General features: G+C 63.4%; 13 protein-coding genes. 3 read left to right on the top strand and 10 right to left on the bottom strand.

The genetic code is table 11. From position 1 onward, the window contains the following. Nucleotides 1-36: 36 nt before the first annotated feature. The 10 genes from KUV86_RS03280 to KUV86_RS03325 all read right to left on the bottom strand — a co-directional run bounded on the left by KUV86_RS03280 (nucleotide 37) and on the right by KUV86_RS03325 (nucleotide 12,032). The gene (locus KUV86_RS03280; protein WP_206939685.1) at nucleotides 37-1,707 is read right to left on the bottom strand and encodes a BCCT family transporter; all 1,671 of its coding nucleotides are present in this window, start codon (nucleotides 1,705-1,707) and stop codon (nucleotides 37-39) included. Nucleotides 1,708-2,028: 321 nt separating this feature from the next. Beyond that, the gene (locus tag KUV86_RS03285; RefSeq protein WP_206939683.1) at nucleotides 2,029-2,883 is read right to left on the bottom strand and encodes a glycine betaine ABC transporter substrate-binding protein; all 855 of its coding nucleotides are present in this window, start codon (nucleotides 2,881-2,883) and stop codon (nucleotides 2,029-2,031) included. A 144-nt stretch (nucleotides 2,884-3,027) separates the two neighbouring features. After that, nucleotides 3,028-3,861: a proline/glycine betaine ABC transporter permease gene (locus KUV86_RS03290; protein WP_308126719.1), complete on the bottom strand. Its 834-nt coding sequence runs from the start codon at nucleotides 3,859-3,861 to the stop codon at nucleotides 3,028-3,030. Between the two features lie 5 nt (nucleotides 3,862-3,866). Then, nucleotides 3,867-5,069: a glycine betaine/L-proline ABC transporter ATP-binding protein gene (locus tag KUV86_RS03295; RefSeq protein WP_222483537.1), complete on the bottom strand. Its 1,203-nt coding sequence runs from the start codon at nucleotides 5,067-5,069 to the stop codon at nucleotides 3,867-3,869. Nucleotides 5,070-5,445: 376 nt separating this feature from the next. Next, nucleotides 5,446-6,588: a PQQ-dependent sugar dehydrogenase gene (locus tag KUV86_RS03300; protein ID WP_222483538.1), complete on the bottom strand. Its 1,143-nt coding sequence runs from the start codon at nucleotides 6,586-6,588 to the stop codon at nucleotides 5,446-5,448. A 57-nt stretch (nucleotides 6,589-6,645) separates the two neighbouring features. Continuing rightward, nucleotides 6,646-7,521 (bottom strand): AEC family transporter, encoded by an 876-nt coding sequence (locus KUV86_RS03305; protein WP_206939676.1) that lies wholly within the window; start codon nucleotides 7,519-7,521, stop codon nucleotides 6,646-6,648. A gap of 30 nt (nucleotides 7,522-7,551) precedes the next feature. Then, on the bottom strand, nucleotides 7,552-9,726 hold the full coding sequence (locus KUV86_RS03310; RefSeq protein WP_222483539.1) for an FUSC family protein: 2,175 nt from the start codon (nucleotides 9,724-9,726) through the stop codon (nucleotides 7,552-7,554). After that, nucleotides 9,726-10,589: an efflux RND transporter periplasmic adaptor subunit gene (locus KUV86_RS03315; protein WP_206939672.1), complete on the bottom strand. Its 864-nt coding sequence runs from the start codon at nucleotides 10,587-10,589 to the stop codon at nucleotides 9,726-9,728. The genes KUV86_RS03310 and KUV86_RS03315 overlap by 1 nt, the downstream gene beginning before the upstream one ends. After that, nucleotides 10,590-10,808 (bottom strand): DUF1656 domain-containing protein, encoded by a 219-nt coding sequence (locus KUV86_RS03320; RefSeq protein ID WP_222161764.1) that lies wholly within the window; start codon nucleotides 10,806-10,808, stop codon nucleotides 10,590-10,592. A 234-nt stretch (nucleotides 10,809-11,042) separates the two neighbouring features. Continuing rightward, nucleotides 11,043-12,032, bottom strand: a complete 990-nt coding sequence (locus KUV86_RS03325; RefSeq protein ID WP_224908092.1) for a LysR family transcriptional regulator — start codon at nucleotides 12,030-12,032, stop codon at nucleotides 11,043-11,045. Between the two features lie 320 nt (nucleotides 12,033-12,352). Here KUV86_RS03325 and KUV86_RS03330 point away from each other — a divergent pair, with 320 nt between their 5' ends. The 3 genes from KUV86_RS03330 to KUV86_RS03340 all read left to right on the top strand — a co-directional run bounded on the left by KUV86_RS03330 (nucleotide 12,353) and on the right by KUV86_RS03340 (nucleotide 16,463). Then, nucleotides 12,353-14,344, top strand: coding sequence for a ligand-gated channel protein (locus tag KUV86_RS03330; RefSeq protein ID WP_222483540.1), 1,992 nt, complete (start codon nucleotides 12,353-12,355; stop codon nucleotides 14,342-14,344). 167 nt (nucleotides 14,345-14,511) lie between these two features. Next, nucleotides 14,512-15,465: an iron-siderophore ABC transporter substrate-binding protein gene (locus KUV86_RS03335; RefSeq protein ID WP_222483541.1), complete on the top strand. Its 954-nt coding sequence runs from the start codon at nucleotides 14,512-14,514 to the stop codon at nucleotides 15,463-15,465. A gap of 29 nt (nucleotides 15,466-15,494) precedes the next feature. Further along, the gene (locus KUV86_RS03340) at nucleotides 15,495-16,463 is read left to right on the top strand and encodes a FecCD family ABC transporter permease (protein ID WP_261395945.1); all 969 of its coding nucleotides are present in this window, start codon (nucleotides 15,495-15,497) and stop codon (nucleotides 16,461-16,463) included. The last annotated feature ends 51 nt before the right edge of the window (nucleotides 16,464-16,514 follow it).

Consider the following 16,514-nt stretch of genomic DNA (forward strand, 5'->3'; position numbering starts at 1 on the left):
CGCCGACGGTAGATGATGCGAAGCTGTCAGGCCGAATCAGACGGCCTTGGGCTCGCTCATCAGGCCCTTGATGATGGCGTAACTGGCCACCAGCAGCACCAGCGTGAACGGCAGACCGGTCGACACGGCTGCCGCCTGCAGTGCTGTCAGGCCACCACCCAGCAGCAGGGCAATGGCAATGGCGCCTTCGATCAGTGCCCAGAACACGCGCTGCGGCTTGGGGGCATCGACCTTGCCACCTGCGGTGATCGAGTCAATGACCAGAGAGCCGGAGTCGGACGAGGTCACGAAGAACACGATGACCAGCACGATGCCGATGAACGACGTGATCGACGCCAGCGGCAGCTCGCCCAACATGGCGAACAGCTTCAGCTCCAGTGCGGCATCCTGCACACCCTGGAAGCCATCGGTGATGTACTGCTCGATGGCGGTGCCGCCGAACGACGTCATCCACAGCACCGAGACCAGGGTCGGTACCAGCAGCACGGCCGTCAGGAACTCGCGCACGGTGCGGCCACGGCTGACACGGGCGATGAACATGCCGACGAACGGTGACCAGGAGATCCACCAGGCCCAGTAGAAGGCAGTCCAGCCCTGCACGAAGTTGGCGTCTTCACGGCCGAAGGGGTTGGACAGTGCTGGCAGTTCAGCCAGGTAGTGGCCCAGGTTGGAGAAGAAGCCGGTGGCAATCGCCAGGGTCGGGCCAACGATGATCACGAAGGCCAGCAGCAGGAACGCCAGCACCATGTTGACCTGGGACAGACGCTGTACGCCCTTGTCGACGCCCAGCATGATGGAGCAGAGCGCCACGCCAGTGATCGCGACAATCAGCAGCACCATGGTGGTGTCGGTGTTCGGTGTGCCAAACAGCTCGTTGAGGCCGGCGGCTGCCTGGGAGGCACCGAGACCCAGCGAGGTCGCCAGACCGAACAAGGTGGCGAACACCGCCAGGATGTCGATCAGGTGTCCAGGCCAGCCCCACACGCGTTCACCCAGAATCGGGTAGAACACGGAGCGCATGGTCAGCGGCAGGCCCTTGTTGAACGAAAAGATGGCCAGCGACAGGCCGACAATGGCGTAGGCTGCCCAGGGGTGGAGCCCCCAGTGGAAGATGGTAGCGGCCATGCCCAGATTGACGGCGGCCTGTTCATCGCCAGCGGCGCCGCCAAGAGGCGCCCAGTCAGTGCGAATACCGTTGTCACCGACGGTCGTGCCACCCAGCGCCGTCGAGAAGTGCGACATCGGCTCGGACACGCCGTAGAACATCAGGCCGATGCCCATGCCGGCGGCGAACAGCATGGCGAACCAGCCCATGTAACTGTAGTCAGGTGTCGCGTGAGCACCACCGATACGGACCTTGCCCAGAGGGGTGAAGATCAGCCCCAGCGACAGCAGCACGAAGACGTTGCCGCCTAGCAGGAAGACCCACGACAGGTTGCTGGTCAGCCAACCGCGGATGCCGTTGAAGAACGGCTCGGCGCTGGTCTGGAAGGCCAGGGTCAGGATAACGAACACCAGAATCAGCAGCGACGAGACGGAGAAGACCTTGCCGTGCAGGTCGACGTCCACGCCGAAGGATTTGGTGACGATATTGTCCTGACCGATGACGTAATCGGTATCGATCAGATTGGCGGGCCCGTCCGGGGCCGGTACCCCCTCGCTGCCGGTATCGGCGCTCGAGGGCTTGTGGTTAGGGTCTGTTTCCACGTGCGATCTCCCTTGCGTTTGAAGATGAGGTGCAAAGTGTTGCTGCCGTCAAGCCATGCTGCTGTCACTCGTTGCTCGTTTGTTGTGCCAGTCTGTTGGCCGTGCCTGCCTGAAGTGTGGCCTGTCTGAAGGCGCTTGCCAGCGGCATCTTCAACGGCAGGGGCCGAGGACGCGCTGCCAATGCTGCCACAAGCATGTCACATTCCGCGGCTGTAGAGCGTTCCCGCGACGACAGCGTGGAGGACATCAACGACAGCAGGGGCGCCCTGGGGCACCCCTGAAAACGGCCGCGTCGGAGTGACGCAACACGGTAAAGTGGGCTCAGGCTTCGCCCAGCCACTCCTTGACGACGTCCGGATGGTTCTCGACCCACTGCTTGGCATTTTCATAGGGGTCGGCGTCGTCTTCCTGATTCATCAGCATGACTTCGCCCATCATTTCCGGGGTCCACTCGAAGTTTTCGAGAATCGAGTAGGCCTCCGGCATGTCGTCCTCGAGCCCCTGGCGAACGATGGTGTGAATCTGCTCGGCACCACCGTAGACGCCCTGCGGGTCGTCGAGATACTTGAGATCCCAGCGGGCGAACATCCAGTGCGGTGTCCAGGAGGTCACCACGATGGGCTCGCCGCGGTCGATGGCACTGCCCAGCGCCGCCGTCATCGTGGCGCCGCTGCCGGTGCGCAGGTCCAGATCGAGATCATAGGCATCGACCACTTCCTCGGTCAGACGCATCAGGCCCGCGCCGGGATCGATACCAATGATCTCGCCATTGAATTCGTCAGCGTGGTCGTTCAGCTCGTCAATGGAACTGATATCCGCGTCCGCCGGGACCACCAGGCCGAGCTTGGTGCCGTCGAGGTTGACCCCTGCATCGACCAGTTGGTCCTTGAGGCGAGCGTAGTAGTCCTCATGGGTGGTCGGCAGCCAGCCGGCCAGCAGTGCATCAGCGTCGCCGCTGGCGACGGACTGCCACATGGCGGCGGCGGACAAAGCGGACGTTTCGACCTCGTAGCCGGCCTGTTCCAGTACGGCACGAACCACGTTGGTAGAGGCGACAGTGGAGGACCACTCCACGTAGGCCAGGTGCACGGAGCCCTTGTCCTGAGCGTTCACGCCAGTGGCGACGGCGCTGACGGCCAGCGCCAGGCCGAGGGTACGGGTTGCCTTCAGTGACATGCGGTGACTCTCCTTGCGATGAGTGAAACAGGTTCCATCAGCCGTGTTTCCAAGCTGTTAAAGCCTGAAGCAGGCGGTGGCATCTTGCAAATGGATGGGGCGCGCGGGCGTCAACGGCCGTGCCCCATCCGTCGCTGCCAGCCCTTACTGCTTGCGTTCCTTGCGCAGTGACTGGGTCAGACGGTCGAGCAACATCGCCAGAATGACCACGGCGATGCCAGCCTCGAAGCCGTCACCCGGGCGCAGGCGCTGGATCGCGCGCCAGACTTCGCTACCCAGACCGTCGGCGCCGATCATGGCCGCAATGACGACCATGGACAGGGCCAGCATGATGGTCTGGTTGATGCCGGCCATCACGGTCGGCAGGGACAGCGGCAGCTGAACCTTGAACAGCTTCTGGCCTCGGGTGGCGCCATAGGCGTCCGCGGCTTCGATCAGCTCCACCGGCACCTGGCGGATACCCAGAGTGGTGAAACGGATCGCCGGGGGCATCGAGAAGATGACCGTGGCAAAGATCGCGGACACCGAGCCGATGCCGAAGAAGGGGATAGCCGGAATCAGGTAGACGAAGGCCGGCATCGTCTGCATGAAGTCCAGAATCGGCATGATCGCTCGGTACAGCCTGTCTGATAGCGCTGCGGCGATGCCCACGGGCAGTGCGATGATCACGGCGACCAGGGTGGCGATCACCACCAGCGTCAGGGTCTCGATCATCGGATCCCAGAGGCCCAGGTCCCAGATGAGTCCCAGGCCAATCACCGCACCGATGGCAAGTCGCGGGCTGGCCAGTTTCCAGCACAGGCCTGCGATGATCACCAGCAGAGCCCAGTCGGGAAGCCACATCAGTGCATCGTTGAGACCATCAATACCGGTCTGGGTGAATCGCGAGATGCCACGGGTGACACCAGAATACTCTGTGGTCAGCCAGTTCAGCCCAGTCTCGATCCAGTCTCCGAGGGGAATGCGAGGAATCTCGATCGCCATTATTGATCTCCTGCCTGTGCCAGTTCATCCAGTACCGCGCCCTTGACGACGACGCCCAGCAGGCGTCGTTCGTCGTCGATCACGGCGATCGGGAAGCTCTTCTCGTTGAACAGGGCGAAGAGATTGTGCAACGGCTCGTCGGGGCCCACCGTGCGGAAGTCCTGCGTGAGTACATTATCGAGACGATCCTGACCGGCTTGAATGGCCGTATTGGCAGCGTCTGCCTCGACCAGCCCCATCAGCTTGCGGTCTCGGCTGGTGACGTAGATCGAGTCCATGGCGTTTTCTTTCATCTTGCGCAGCGCCGTACGCGGACCGTCATCTTCTCGCGCGGTGGCACGTACCGGACGCATGGCGCTGGATGCCGTCAATACCCGCGACATGTCGACGCCTTCAATAAAGCGTTCCACGTAGTCGTCGGCGGGCTTGGTCAGGATTTCCTCGGGCGTGCCGATCTGCACCACTTCACCGTCCTTGAGCAGCACGATGCGATCACCGATGTTCAGCGCCTCATCCAGGTCATGGGTGATGAACACGGTGGTCTTCTTCATGCGGTGCTGAAGCTCCAGCAACTCTTGCTGCATGTCCTTGCGAATCAACGGATCCAGCGCCGAGAAGGCCTCGTCCATCAGCAGCACGCTGGCGTCGTTGGCCAGCGCCCTGGCCAGGCCCACCCGCTGCTGCATACCCCCGGACAGCTGATTGGGATAGGCATCCTCCCAGCCCTTGAGGCCAACCTGGGAGAGGGCGTCGCGGGCCGTCTTGGCTCGGGAATCCGCGTCGATGCCGCGAATCTCGAGGCCGAATTCGGCGTTTTGCTGCACCGTGCGATGGGGAAACAGAGCAAAGTTCTGAAACACCATCGAAAAGTGCCTGCGACGGCATTCCAGCAGCGCCTTGTCGGACAGCTGGGGGATATCTTCGCCATCGATGACGATCTCGCCTTCGGTCGGCTCGATCAGCCGGTTCAGACAGCGAATCAAGGTGGACTTGCCGGAGCCGGACAGGCCCATGATGACCAGCAGCTCACCTTCATGGACGTCGAAGTCGATGTTCGACAGGCCCAGCGTCTGGCCGGTTTTCTCGAGGATGTCGGGACGCTTGAGTCCCTCGTCGCGAAGCTTGAGCGCCTTCTTTGGCTGGTCGCCGAAGACCTTGCTCAGCCCGCGAACCTTGATCTTGACGGATCGGTTATCGCTCATGGGTACGGGATGCCTTTTCAGGTGACGTGTTGGCTCCCAGGCGCTCGAACGATGAAGGTCGACGTCATGCGGTCGTTGGCGTCGGCGTTCATCGTCCAATGCTGGAAGCTAGGCCTCGGGGCTGCGGCTTTCCCTGCCGCAGCCACGCTGGGTGAAAGCATGCCATCTTTCACCGTTGAGGCGCAGAAAAGTGCAATACCCTAAAGGTCTTTGAAAGATCATTCAAATTAAGCATGGGGGCGAGGAGTGCTTGAAAGCAATCTCGCGCAGGGCAAGGGGTTGTGCATGAGAGCTATCGCCACCCATGCCGTTTAGGCATGGGAGCGAGGAAGTTTTGTGGCTTTTCGCGACGGGCTGTGGGCCCGTGGCAGGGGCCTCAGCGAGCCCGTGAGAGTCGGATCAGGCGCCCCGGGTTGGCGTCGGTCAACAGGTAGACGGCCCCTTCGGGACCCACCCTGACGTCGCGTATTCGTCCCACTTCGCCGTCGAGAATGACCTCTCTTTCGATCAACTGATCGGCGTCGAAACGCAGTCTCACCAGGCGTTCGCTGCGAAGGCCTCCGGCCAGCAGGTCACCTTGCCAGTCCGCAAACTCATTGCCGCTCACCACGGCCAGGCCCGAAGGCGCGAAGCGCCCTTCGAACACGTGCAGCGGGTCGCGCTTGCCCGGTGCGCTGTCCACGCCCAGTGGCAGGTTGGTGGCGTAGTCGCGGCCACGGGTGACGTCCGGCCAGCCATAGTTCTCGCCAGGCTGGATGAGGTTGAGCTCATCACCGCCACGAGGACCATGTTCGGTGGCCCACAGGCGACCATCGGCGGTCAGGGCCAGCCCCTGGGGGTTGCGATGACCGAGGGAGTAGAGTTCCGCTGCCGCGCCTTCGATAGCGGGGTTGTCAGTGGCTGGCGCGCCCTCCGCCGTCATGCGCAACAGGCTGCCGGCATGGTCTCGCGCATCTTGTGCCCGCTCGCCATCGCCACGGTCGCCGATGCTCAGCCATAGCAGACCCTGGTGATCGAACAGCAGCCTGCCCCCGTAGTGACGTCCAGGTCGAGAAAATCGGTTCTGCACGAATACCGGCTCGACGCGGCCGAGCCTTTCACCGTCCCACCACACGCGAGACACAGCGGTGGCATCGCCCTCGGCGTCTTGATCCTGGGAGTCGTCAGTCTGGGCGGGACGCGCCCAGGCAAAGTAGAGCCAGTCGTGGACGCCGTCGCCATAGTCCGGGTGCAGGGCCAGGTCGAAGAGTCCGCCTTGTCCCTGGGTCGACACCTCGGGCAGCCCCGTCAACGTGTCGATCTGGCCGTCGTCGATCAGGGCGAGCGAGCCGTGCTGCTCGCCGACCAGCAGGCGTCCATCCGGCAGGAACGTCAGCGACCAGGGGGTATCCAGCGCGTCCGTGATCACTTCCAGTGCCACCGGATGGTAGAGCCCGGGCACTTCGGTCGGCGGCGGTTCCGACCAGGCGGATGGGGCCGTGGCGGTCAATGACAGAGTCAGGATAAGGCGGCGGATCATGCAGTCTCCCGTTGATCAAGATGCCTGGCTCCGACAGCATCGCTGTCTCGACAGACGCTACAACAGCAATGCCAGCAGTGCCGGCAGATAGATCAAGGATAGCAGGGTGGAGCAGAACACCAGGCTGGCCACGTAGGCGGGTTCGCGTTGGGACTTCTGGGCAAACAGGTAGTTGAACACTGCTACCGGCATGCTCATCTGCACGACCAGAATGGCAAGGGCGGTGGGGGGCAGCGATAGCCAGGTACCCACACCCCAGGCCACCCCGGCCGCCATCGGAATCCGCAGCAGGCTGAACCAGACCCCTGAACGCAGGCTTCTGACCTGAATACTGGCCAGGGATACCCCCAGGGTGATCAGCATCAATGGCACGGTGAAGCCAGAGATAAGGTCAACGCTGTTCTGCAGCCACAGCGGCAGCTGGGTGTCCGTGAACAGCAAGGCCATCGAGATCAGGATGGCGTAGACGGTTGGGGTCTTGATCAATGACTTGAAGGGATTGCCACGGCTGGCCAGCATCGTGCCCAGGGTGAATTGGAACAGCGAGACCGTGACCATCACGGTGATGCCGAAGGCAAAGCCTGCCTGGCCAAAGGCGTAGAGCACGACCGGCAACCCCATGTTGCCGGTATTTGGGTACATGGTGGGCGCCAGCAGCACGCGCCAGTCCCGACGCAGGATGACGGCCAGCAGGAAGGTCAGGGCGGCCATGGCGCACAGCACCAGCGCGGCCGCCAGCATCGTTCGGCCAAAGCTCGACGCATCGATGTCGGCGCCGGCCAGAGAGGCGATGACCAGCGACGGGGTGCCGATGTTGAACACCAGCTTGGTCACGAAGGCCACCGGGTAGTCGAAGCCGCGTCGAATCCAGAAGAACCCGAGGCCTGCTCCGGTGATGACCGGGGCCATTACCGCAAAGAGTTCGGCAAACATGGAAGCGCAATCTCCTGGAGGTTGGGGAGGTCAGCGCTCACGCGCCAGGCGCGAGCGCTCGGCCTGGCGTTCAAGCGACATGGTCAGTCTTTCGATCAAGCCCGCGGTCAGGCGTTGTTCCACGGGATCATTGCCGTGCTGTTCCAGTGCCTCGAGCAGCTGCTCGCCGGTAGCACGCATATGTTCGGGTGGCTCGCCCCGGGCACTGGCGCCGTAGTCGTCTGCCAAGGCTGCGGCAAAGCGGTCGAGCGCCTGTCGTATCGGGGTTGCCTGTTCGCCGAGGCGGCGCCTCAGGTGCAGGCTGGCGTAGCCCAGGTCCAGGCCGACCAGCCCCAGCGATAGCAGATAGCGCCGCTGTTCCGGGAGCGCATCGTCATGCCGGGCGAGACTCAGCAGGCGGTCGGCCATGGTACCACCAAAGCGCGTTTCTGCCTGGTGAGGCGGTCTTTGCCATAGGCGATGCAGGTCGCTGACCGTTGCTTTCACCAGGCGGCGCTTGCGCACCGCCAGGGGGAGGCCCGGCAACAGGCGAAACGCCGTGACCACGGTGGAGAGGCCGATCACCAGTGCAATGGCGCGGTTGAGAAAACCATCGAACGTGAGATCCATGCCATTGCCGGGCATGGTCAACAGGATGTTGCCGATGGTGAAGGCCAGGCAGTATCCCATCAGCCGCGGATTGGCGGCACCGAGCAGCCCGACGAACAGTGGAGGCATGAAGACCAGCGCCAGGGTCACGATGTCGTTGGCCTGGGCCAGCAGCACGTGTCCGAACAGGAAGGCACTCGGTATGGCCGCCAGCATGCCCTTGAGGAAGGTCGCGGCGACCATGGCAGGGTTGTCGCGAGTGGCGAAGAACGCCGAGAACAGGGTGCCGACCAGCATCGCGACCTGGCCATTGTCCCAGGCGGTGTAGCGCCAGAAGGTCGCCAGCAGGGCGAACACCAGTCCTGCCCTCAGGCCATTCAGGGCTGCTGCCAGGTGGTCCCTGTGCCACGCCAGGGCGGGTGCCTTCAGTCGGCGTTTGCCAGGGGTATGAATGGCCTCACGCGCATCGAGGATGACCAGCGCATGGCCCAGGGCTTCGCGCATGCCCATGTTGAGACGTAGCTGTAGCAGGTCCTCGGCGCCGTCACGGTCCCCGGTCGTGGCCGGATCGAGATGCTCACCAGCAGGTCCGGAAGGGGGGCTGGAAGTGACGCCAGACGTGCTGTCAGACGTGTTGAGAGACGTGCCATCAACAGCGCCGCGACAAGGACCGCCTTTGTCGATGCCGCGCTCGACGCACTTGAGGGCGCGGTGGCGAAGTTGCAGCAGGCGCTCACGGGCCTGGCTCACACCTTGACCCTCGGCACTAAGACGCAGACCTTCCGCCATGTCCCGGGCCAGCTGGCGGGTCTCGGCGGGAAGGCGATCGCCGTGGTAGCGCAGCAGCTGCTGCAGGGCATGCAGGATGGCCAGCAGGCGTGAGGTGCGACGTGTCAGCACATGGCTGGCGCGAATACGTCCACTGCCCTCCGGGCCTTCATAACGTGCCGCCTGACTGTCGGTCTCAAGCTGGGTCAGTGGGGTCAGGGTGGCGGTCAGGGTGGACTGCAAGGCGCCGATGTCGTCGCTGTTGTTGAGGCGCAGGGCACCATGGAGAAAGGCATGATTGACCACCTGGTCAGCCAGATCGGCCAGGTGGTCGCGTACCTGGATCGGCCACAACAGGGCACTGACCAGGGTGGCGCAAATGGCGCCCAGGGCCAGTTCCGACAGGCGTGCAACGGCAATCGCGAACAGCCCCCCGGGGGCACTGGCGGTGATGATCACGATCAACATGGCGGTGACTGCCGCCATGATGCAGCCGTAGGACGCGTTGTTGCGGGTCAACGAGGCAGCGTAGGCACATACGGAAATCCACAGCGTCAGGCACACCAGGGCTGGCGTGGGGGCCTGAACAAAGGCAGCCATGATGGCGATGCCGGCGACGCAGCCGATGAGGGTGCCGCTGAGCTGACTGATACCTTTTTCAAGGACCATGCCGCTCATGGGTCGAATCTGCAGAAAGGCGGCGGAGATCAGTGCCCAGTAGGGGCGGTCGAGGTCGCACCAGAGCGCGATATACAGAGCCAGCAACATGGCCAGCGTCGCCTTGATGGCAAACTTGACCGCGCTGGCCGGCGGCGTCAGATAGGCGTGCCACCACACAGAGAACGGCATCAGCGCGACTCTTGCTGGACGCGTACCGTAGCGGTCATGCCTGCGCTCAGTTCAAGCCCTTCGGGTAGCTCATCCAGGGCAATACGCACGGGAATGCGTTGTGCCAGGCGTACCCAGCTGAAGGTCGGCTCGACCTGGGGCAGCAGCTGGTTGTTGGGCGCCGTGTTGTCGTCGGCAATCCCGCGGCCGATGCTCTCGACGTGGCCAGCCAGCTCGATATCTCCGCTCATCAGAATCACCGTGGCGGGATCCCCGACCGCAAACGCTGGGCGTTTGGTCTCTTCGAAGTAGGCGGTCACATAGTAGGACCCTTCGACCACCAGGGCCATGACGGCGGTTCCACGGGTGACGTAGTTGCCTTGGGCAAGCTGCAGGTTCAGCACATGCCCTGCCGCCGGGGCGGTGACGTCGGTGCGCTCCAGATCGAGACGCGCGCTTGCCAGGTCGCTGCGGGCCTGGTCCAGGGTGGCGGCGGCCACATCCCGGTTGCGATTGGCGCTCTCCTGGTTTTCGGCACTGATGGCCTGGCGGCTCAGTTGCGCACGACGAGACGCTTCATGTTCACGCAGCGCCAGTTCCGCCTCGCGCTGGGCGACGATGGCAGAGGCCTTGTCGAAGGCCGCTTGATAGCGCGCCTGGTCGATACGAAAGAGCGTCTGTCCAGCGTCCACGCGAACGTTGTCGTCCACGGCCAGCTCAGTGACTCGGCCGGAGACATCGGGTGCAATGGTGATGATCTCGGCGCCGATACGGGCGTCCCGTGTCCAGGGCGTATAAAGGTAGTAATGCCAGAGCCATAGTCCGCAGGCGATGGCGACGGCGACCACGATCAAGGTGATCAGCGCACGTAGCGACTTGCGCATTCAGGTGGCTCCAGGGGTAAGGGCACCGAGCCAGGCGAAGGCAGCGGTGCAGATGACGAACAATGAGGTATCCAGCCACGCCTCGTGCCAGTAGCGGGAGCTACCCAGCCAGCGATGCAGCAGCCAGCGCAGTGTCGCGGCCATGAGCAGGCCGAGGATCGCGTAGACCAGCAGGGGACTGAAGTAGATGCCGCCCAGGGCGACTTCCTTGAGCGCCATGGAATGTCTCCTGGGCAAACCAAGTGCCGGATGCGTTACGTGAATCGAGTAAGCCAGAGCGAGTAAGCCAGAGAAAGGTTAGCAAACAACGGACGTTGACGGCAGCCCTGCCGTCCCATGTCGCGTCTTTGCGCCTGACGTTGGTAGTGAGGTACAGGCTGTTGATGTGGAGGAGGAGCTGACCTGCGGGAGGTGGCCTATGGGGAGCAAGCTCGCGACGGCAGAGGCCTTGGATCAGCCAGCGGCTTGGCGGCGCGCAAGTGGCTCCTGGCGCTGGCCGATCCAGTCGGTAGGCACCGCATCACGCAGGTGATCCAGCAGGGCAGTGACCTTGCGCGGCTGATGACCGAAGCCATATAGCAGTGTCACCGGCAGGGGCGTCAGCGACCAGTGATCAAGGCAGCGCACCAGTTCCCCAGGGTGGTGACGCTCCCGGGCTTCAACCATCCACACCGGCAACACGCCAATGCCCCGGCCGCGCGCAATGGCATCTACATGCAGCATGGACTGATCGACCCGAAAACGAGAGGCCGGCGGCTGAAAATGCACCTGACCGCCCTGGCGGTGAGTCAGGGTGATGCCGTTCTGGCTTTCCCCCATCAGGTCAATCCAGGCGTGGTGGGCCAGGGCATCCGGGGATTCAGGCTCGCCGTGGTGGGCGAGGTAGTCGGGATGGGCATAGATGCCACGCTCCAGAGCGCCAAGGCGCTCCTGGCGCAGGTTGCCGTCCTCTACCTGGCCAAGCCAGACGCATACACCCTGGAAGTCGGGGTCCCTGGCAGCCACTTCCCCCGTGCTCAGGGTCAGACGCACGGCGGGATGTTTCTCGAGAAAGGTCTCCATCACACCACCCAGCCAGCTACGGGTAAGGGTGCGGTGTGCCTCGACATGGAGCTCGCCACTGACGTCTTCGCGCAGGCTGTCGAGGGTGCGCTGTCCCTGATCGGCCAGCTTCAGTATCTCGCGACTGATGACGTAGTAGCGCTGTCCTGCTTCTGTGGGCAACAGCTGATTGGCCTGTCGCTTGAGCAATGGCTGGCCTAGACGTGCCTCCAGCTGACTGATCCGCCGGCTCAGGGTCGACTTGGCCAGGCCCAGCTGAATCGCACTCTGGGTCAGGCTTCCGGTCTCCATGACACGGTTGAAGGCTAGCAGTTCGTCGAGGTCAGGCATCACATCACGCAGGCGTGCTGAAGAAGAGGAAGAGGCCTTGCAGTATGCCATGCGCTGACGCGGATGAAAATCATTCTCTAGGGCTGCGGCGCAGCGTCGCCGAGGCAAGAACGGGACCCTCGCGTGTCTCTCTCGACGTTCGAGCCACAGATCCCGATCGCGAATGGCCTGTTGCGGACGACCTGTGGCGGATCGCCTGTTGCGAAGGGTGCAACGCGGTGTTTTGCAGCAATTATGAAACTTTGATGGAAGAATCTAAATGATAAATATTCACATTCATAAAGGCTTCGTCTTTAGACCCACGACCCAGCGGGCCGAAGCCAGAGCAAGAGCCACCAGGTGGATTGCCACCTCACTCGGAGCAAAAAACGATGTTGTCTCACCCCCTGCCGCGTCATCCTCTGTCGATCAGCATTCGCCGCCTTGCCGTCGGGCTGGCGGGAGCCTCTGTGTGCACGGCCTTGCCAGTGATGGCCGCTGATGATGTTGCCCTGGATGACGTGGTGGTGACAGCCGCCGGCTTCGATCAAAGCGTGGCCGATGCGCCGGCCTCGATCAGCGTGGTGACCCGGGAAGACCTGGAAAAACGCTATTACCAGGACGTGACCGATGCGCTGCGCGACGTTCCGGGGGTCATCGTGACCGGCGGTGGCGGTGGCGACAATGGCTATGACATCAGCATGCGCGGCATGCCCGCCAAGTACACCCTGTTGCTGATCGACGGCCGTCGTGTCAGCACCCGCGAGACCCGTCCCAATGGCAGCGCCGGCTTCGAGCAGGATTGGCTGCCGCCGCTGCAGGCGATCGAGCGTATCGAGGTGGTGCGTGGCCCGATGGCGACCCTTTACGGTTCCGACGCCATCGGCGGTGTCATCAACGTGATCACCCGCAAGGTGGCCGATGAATGGCACGGCAACCTGCAGCTGGACACCATCCTGCAGCAGGACAGCGATTCTGGCGACAGCCGGCAAGCCAACTTCTATGCCTCTGGGCCGCTGTCCGAGGGACTGCTCGGGCTGACGGTGTACGGACGTGCCACCCAGCGGGATGAAGACAACATCATCAATGGCTACGAAGACAAGCAGGTCCAGAGCTTGACCGCGAGGCTGTCGCTGACGCCCTCCGACAATCATGATCTGGCGCTCGAGGCCAGCCGTACCGAGCAGGATCGCGAAGCCTTGCTGGGCAACAGCGTCGACCCGGACGGCTGCCGTGGTGGCTGTGAAGACAGCTTTGACGAGTTCACCCAGGAATACGTGGCACTGACCCATACCGGTCGCTTCTCCTTCGGTACCACAGAGACCTACGTCCAGCGCGAAGAAGCCCGCAACAAGACTCGCGAGATGGAGATCACCAACACCAACGCCAAGTCAAGCCTGGTCATGCCACTGGGCGCGCATATTGTCACCGTCGGCGCCAGCTTCGAAGAGGAAGAGCTGGACGACCAGACCTCGAACCAGATTTCCGATCTGACCAATGTGCGCAACAGTCAGTGGGCCCTGTTTGCCGAAGACGAATGGATGCTCCTCGACGACTGGTCGCTGACCGGCGGGGTGCGTATGGATCACGACGAGAACTACGGCTCTGAAGTCAGCCCTCGCTTGTACAGCGTCTGGCACATGACCTCCGACTGGACGCTGAAGGGCGGTGTTTCCACCGGCTACCGGGCACCGGATCTGCGCGAGATCACCCCTGGCTGGGGCCAGGTCAGCCGCGGCGGCAACATCTACGGCAACCCGGATCTCGAGCCGGAAACGTCGGTCAACAAGGAACTGGGGCTTCTGTACAACAATGCCAGCGGTCTGTCTGCCAGCGCCACCGTGTTCCACAACGACTTTGACGACAAGATCACCCGGATCGCCTGTCCGGTAGATATCTGCACGGATGGCCCCAACCAGTTCGGCAGCAACCCGACCTACAGAGTCAATGTCGATGAAGCCGAAACGCAGGGCGTCGAGCTGTCGCTGTCGACCCCCATCGGCCAGTCGTTGGAGCTGTCCGCCAGCTACACCTACACCGACTCCGAACAGAAGAGCGGCGAGTACGAAGGCGAGCCCCTGACCCAGCTGCCCGAGCATGAGTTCTCCGCCAACCTCGACTGGGAGGTGAGCGACCGTCTGTCCCAGTGGACACGCGTGACCTATCGCGGCGACGAAAGTCAGCCCACCACCGGACCGTCGCAGAGTGCCATCGTGGCGCCGGACTACACCTTCGTGGACACCGGCATCGGCTATCAGCTGACCGACGCCGCTCGCGTCAACGTCGGCATCTACAACCTCTTTGATGAAGACATCGACTACGACGAGTACGGCTACGTCGAAGATGGGCGCCGCGTCTGGCTCGGCTTGAACGTCGACTTCTAAGGGAAGAGCGTCAGCGTCCCGCTCCGTCGAACGCAGCGTTCCGATATGGGCGAGGAGGTTGGGCAAGCAACTGCAACTGAGATTGATTACTATATCGTTCCACATCGCCCCTCCTCGGCATGTCACCGAGGAGAGGCGTGCGACAAGGAATAGAGAAGATGCGAGCAATGTCCCGTAAAACATCCGCCGGGGTGGTGGCAGCGATCGGCCTGGCCGCTGTTGCCCTGTTGGCGCCTGTCAGTGCCAGTGCCCAGCAAGACAGCCGTGTGCTCGAGACCGCCCACGGGGAGGTCACGGTTAACGGGCAGCCGACGCGTGTCGTCACGCTATACGAGGGGGCGTTGGACGCTTCTCTGGCTGCCGGGGTAACGCCGCTGGGCGCCGTGGCGACGCGTGCCGCCGAGGATGTGGCGGACTATCTGCGCGATGACGTTCCCGATATTCAGATCGTCGGTACCTCCGGCGAGGTCAATGTCGAGGCGGTGGTCGGGCTCGAGCCTGACCTGATTCTGGCCTCCTCGCGTCTGTCCGACGAGAGTTACGCGCTGCTGTCCCAGCTGGCGCCGACGATCGTGCCCACTACCCAGGGCTTCGATGCCAATGCCTGGAAGGATGAGGCCCGCCTGTTTGGCGCCGCACTGGGGCATCAGGACCAGGTGGACGCTGCCATTGAGGCAGTGGAAACCCGCGCCGCCTCATTGGCTGATCAGGTCGCCGAACGCAGCGCGGGTGACAGCGCTTTCCTGATTCGCTGGATGCCCCAGGGGCCGCTGGTGATGTCGACTCGGCTGTTTTCCACCGGCTTGCTCGAGGCCGCTGGCCTGGACGTTCAGGACGATGGCCTGGTGCCTGACAACCGTCCGCATAGCGACCCGCTGAGCCTTGAGTCTCTGTCGCGCGTCGACGGTGACTGGCTGTTCCTTGCCACGCTCGACGAGAAGGGACAGGAAGCACTGGCCCAGGCTCGCCAAAGCGATGCGTTTGCCCGGCTGTCGGTGGTCGAGAACGATCGCGTCGTGGCGGTGAACGGTCAGCTGTGGACCAGTGCCAATGGTCCCATCGCCGCCCAGGCTGTGCTCGATGACATCGAGAGGGCACTGGAGGTCACTGCCGCACCGTGACGTCACTTCGACATGTTCCAGGAGGGCCATTGGTGGCCCTCTTTGTGTTGCTTGGGCTCGCCGTCATGGCGAGCCTTGCCGTGGGTGCGGGTGAGCTCGGTGTGGTCGACTCTCTGCAAGTGCTGATGGGGCAGGGGGGGGAAGAGGCGTCCTTCGTTGTCTGGCAGCTGCGACTGCCGCGCACCCTGGTGGGCCTGGTAGTGGGCATTGCCCTCGGCGTGTCTGGCACCCTGCTGCAGTCCATGACCCGCAATCCGCTGGCTGAACCTGGCTTGCTCGGCGTCAGCGCGGGGGCCGCCTTTGCCGTGGCGCTGATGTTGCTGGCGGGAGGCAGCCTGCTTCAGCTGCGCATCGGTGTGGCGCAACTGGGGGCGCTGGCCGGTTGCCTGTGCGTGCTGGGCGTCAGTCGGATCCGTGGCTTGGGCAGTGATCCGATTCGTCTGGTGCTGGCGGGGGCGGCATTCTCGGGCCTGCTGGGGGCCCTGACGTCACTTATTCTGCTGACCGATCGCCGCGCCGCTGACGAGATTCGCTTCTGGGTGGTCGGCAGCCTGTCAGGACGTCAGCTGGAGGACTTGCTGGCGGTGCTGCCGAGCATGGCGATCGCGGGACTGGCACTGATCGTGGTAGTGCGACCCATGGCCAGTCTGGCCCTGGGCGAGCGCGCCAGCGCTGGGCTTGGGCATCACCCCGGCAGGCTGCGTCTGATGGCGGTGCTGATCGTCGCGGTACTGGTGGGCGGAGCCACCGCCGTGGCCGGCCCCATAGCGTTCGTGGGGCTGGTGGTTCCCTTTGTCGCCCGCGCCATCGCCGGGCCTGAGCTGCGTCGCACGCTATGGCTGTGCCTGCCGCTGGGACCACTGCTGGTGCTGACCGCCGATGTCGTCTCCAGACGGCTGGTGGCACCCTCTGAAATGCCGCTGGGAGTACTGACCGCCCTGTGCGGGGCACCGGTACTGATCAGCGTTGTGCGCGCCCGTCGCCTGCCGAGTCTGTAATGATGTCGATGCCTTCTTGTTCCTCACATAGCCCTTCGAATAGCCCTTCGC

The organism is Halomonas sp. DP8Y7-3 (assembly GCF_019801675.1).
Lineage (GTDB): Bacteria > Pseudomonadota > Gammaproteobacteria > Pseudomonadales > Halomonadaceae > Halomonas > Halomonas litopenaei_A.

What these genes read in the sequence shown, in the direction of transcription:
- KUV86_RS03285 (WP_206939683.1), bottom strand. Translation starts at nt 2,883, where the DNA reads ATGTCACTGAAGGCAACCCGTACCCTCGGCCTGGCGCTGGCCGTCAGC.
- KUV86_RS03295 (WP_222483537.1), bottom strand. Translation starts at nt 5,069, where the DNA reads ATGAGCGATAACCGATCCGTCAAGATCAAGGTTCGCGGGCTGAGCAAG.
- KUV86_RS03300 (WP_222483538.1), bottom strand. Translation starts at nt 6,588, where the DNA reads ATGATCCGCCGCCTTATCCTGACTCTGTCATTGACCGCCACGGCCCCA.
- KUV86_RS03305 (WP_206939676.1), bottom strand. Translation starts at nt 7,521, where the DNA reads ATGTTTGCCGAACTCTTTGCGGTAATGGCCCCGGTCATCACCGGAGCA.
- KUV86_RS03310 (WP_222483539.1), bottom strand. Translation starts at nt 9,726, where the DNA reads ATGCCGTTCTCTGTGTGGTGGCACGCCTATCTGACGCCGCCGGCCAGC.
- KUV86_RS03315 (WP_206939672.1), bottom strand. Translation starts at nt 10,589, where the DNA reads ATGCGCAAGTCGCTACGTGCGCTGATCACCTTGATCGTGGTCGCCGTC.
- KUV86_RS03320 (WP_222161764.1), bottom strand. Translation starts at nt 10,808, where the DNA reads ATGGCGCTCAAGGAAGTCGCCCTGGGCGGCATCTACTTCAGTCCCCTG.
- KUV86_RS03325 (WP_224908092.1), bottom strand. Translation starts at nt 12,032, where the DNA reads ATGGCATACTGCAAGGCCTCTTCCTCTTCTTCAGCACGCCTGCGTGAT.
- KUV86_RS03330 (WP_222483540.1), top strand. Translation starts at nt 12,353, where the DNA reads ATGTTGTCTCACCCCCTGCCGCGTCATCCTCTGTCGATCAGCATTCGC.
- KUV86_RS03335 (WP_222483541.1), top strand. Translation starts at nt 14,512, where the DNA reads ATGTCCCGTAAAACATCCGCCGGGGTGGTGGCAGCGATCGGCCTGGCC.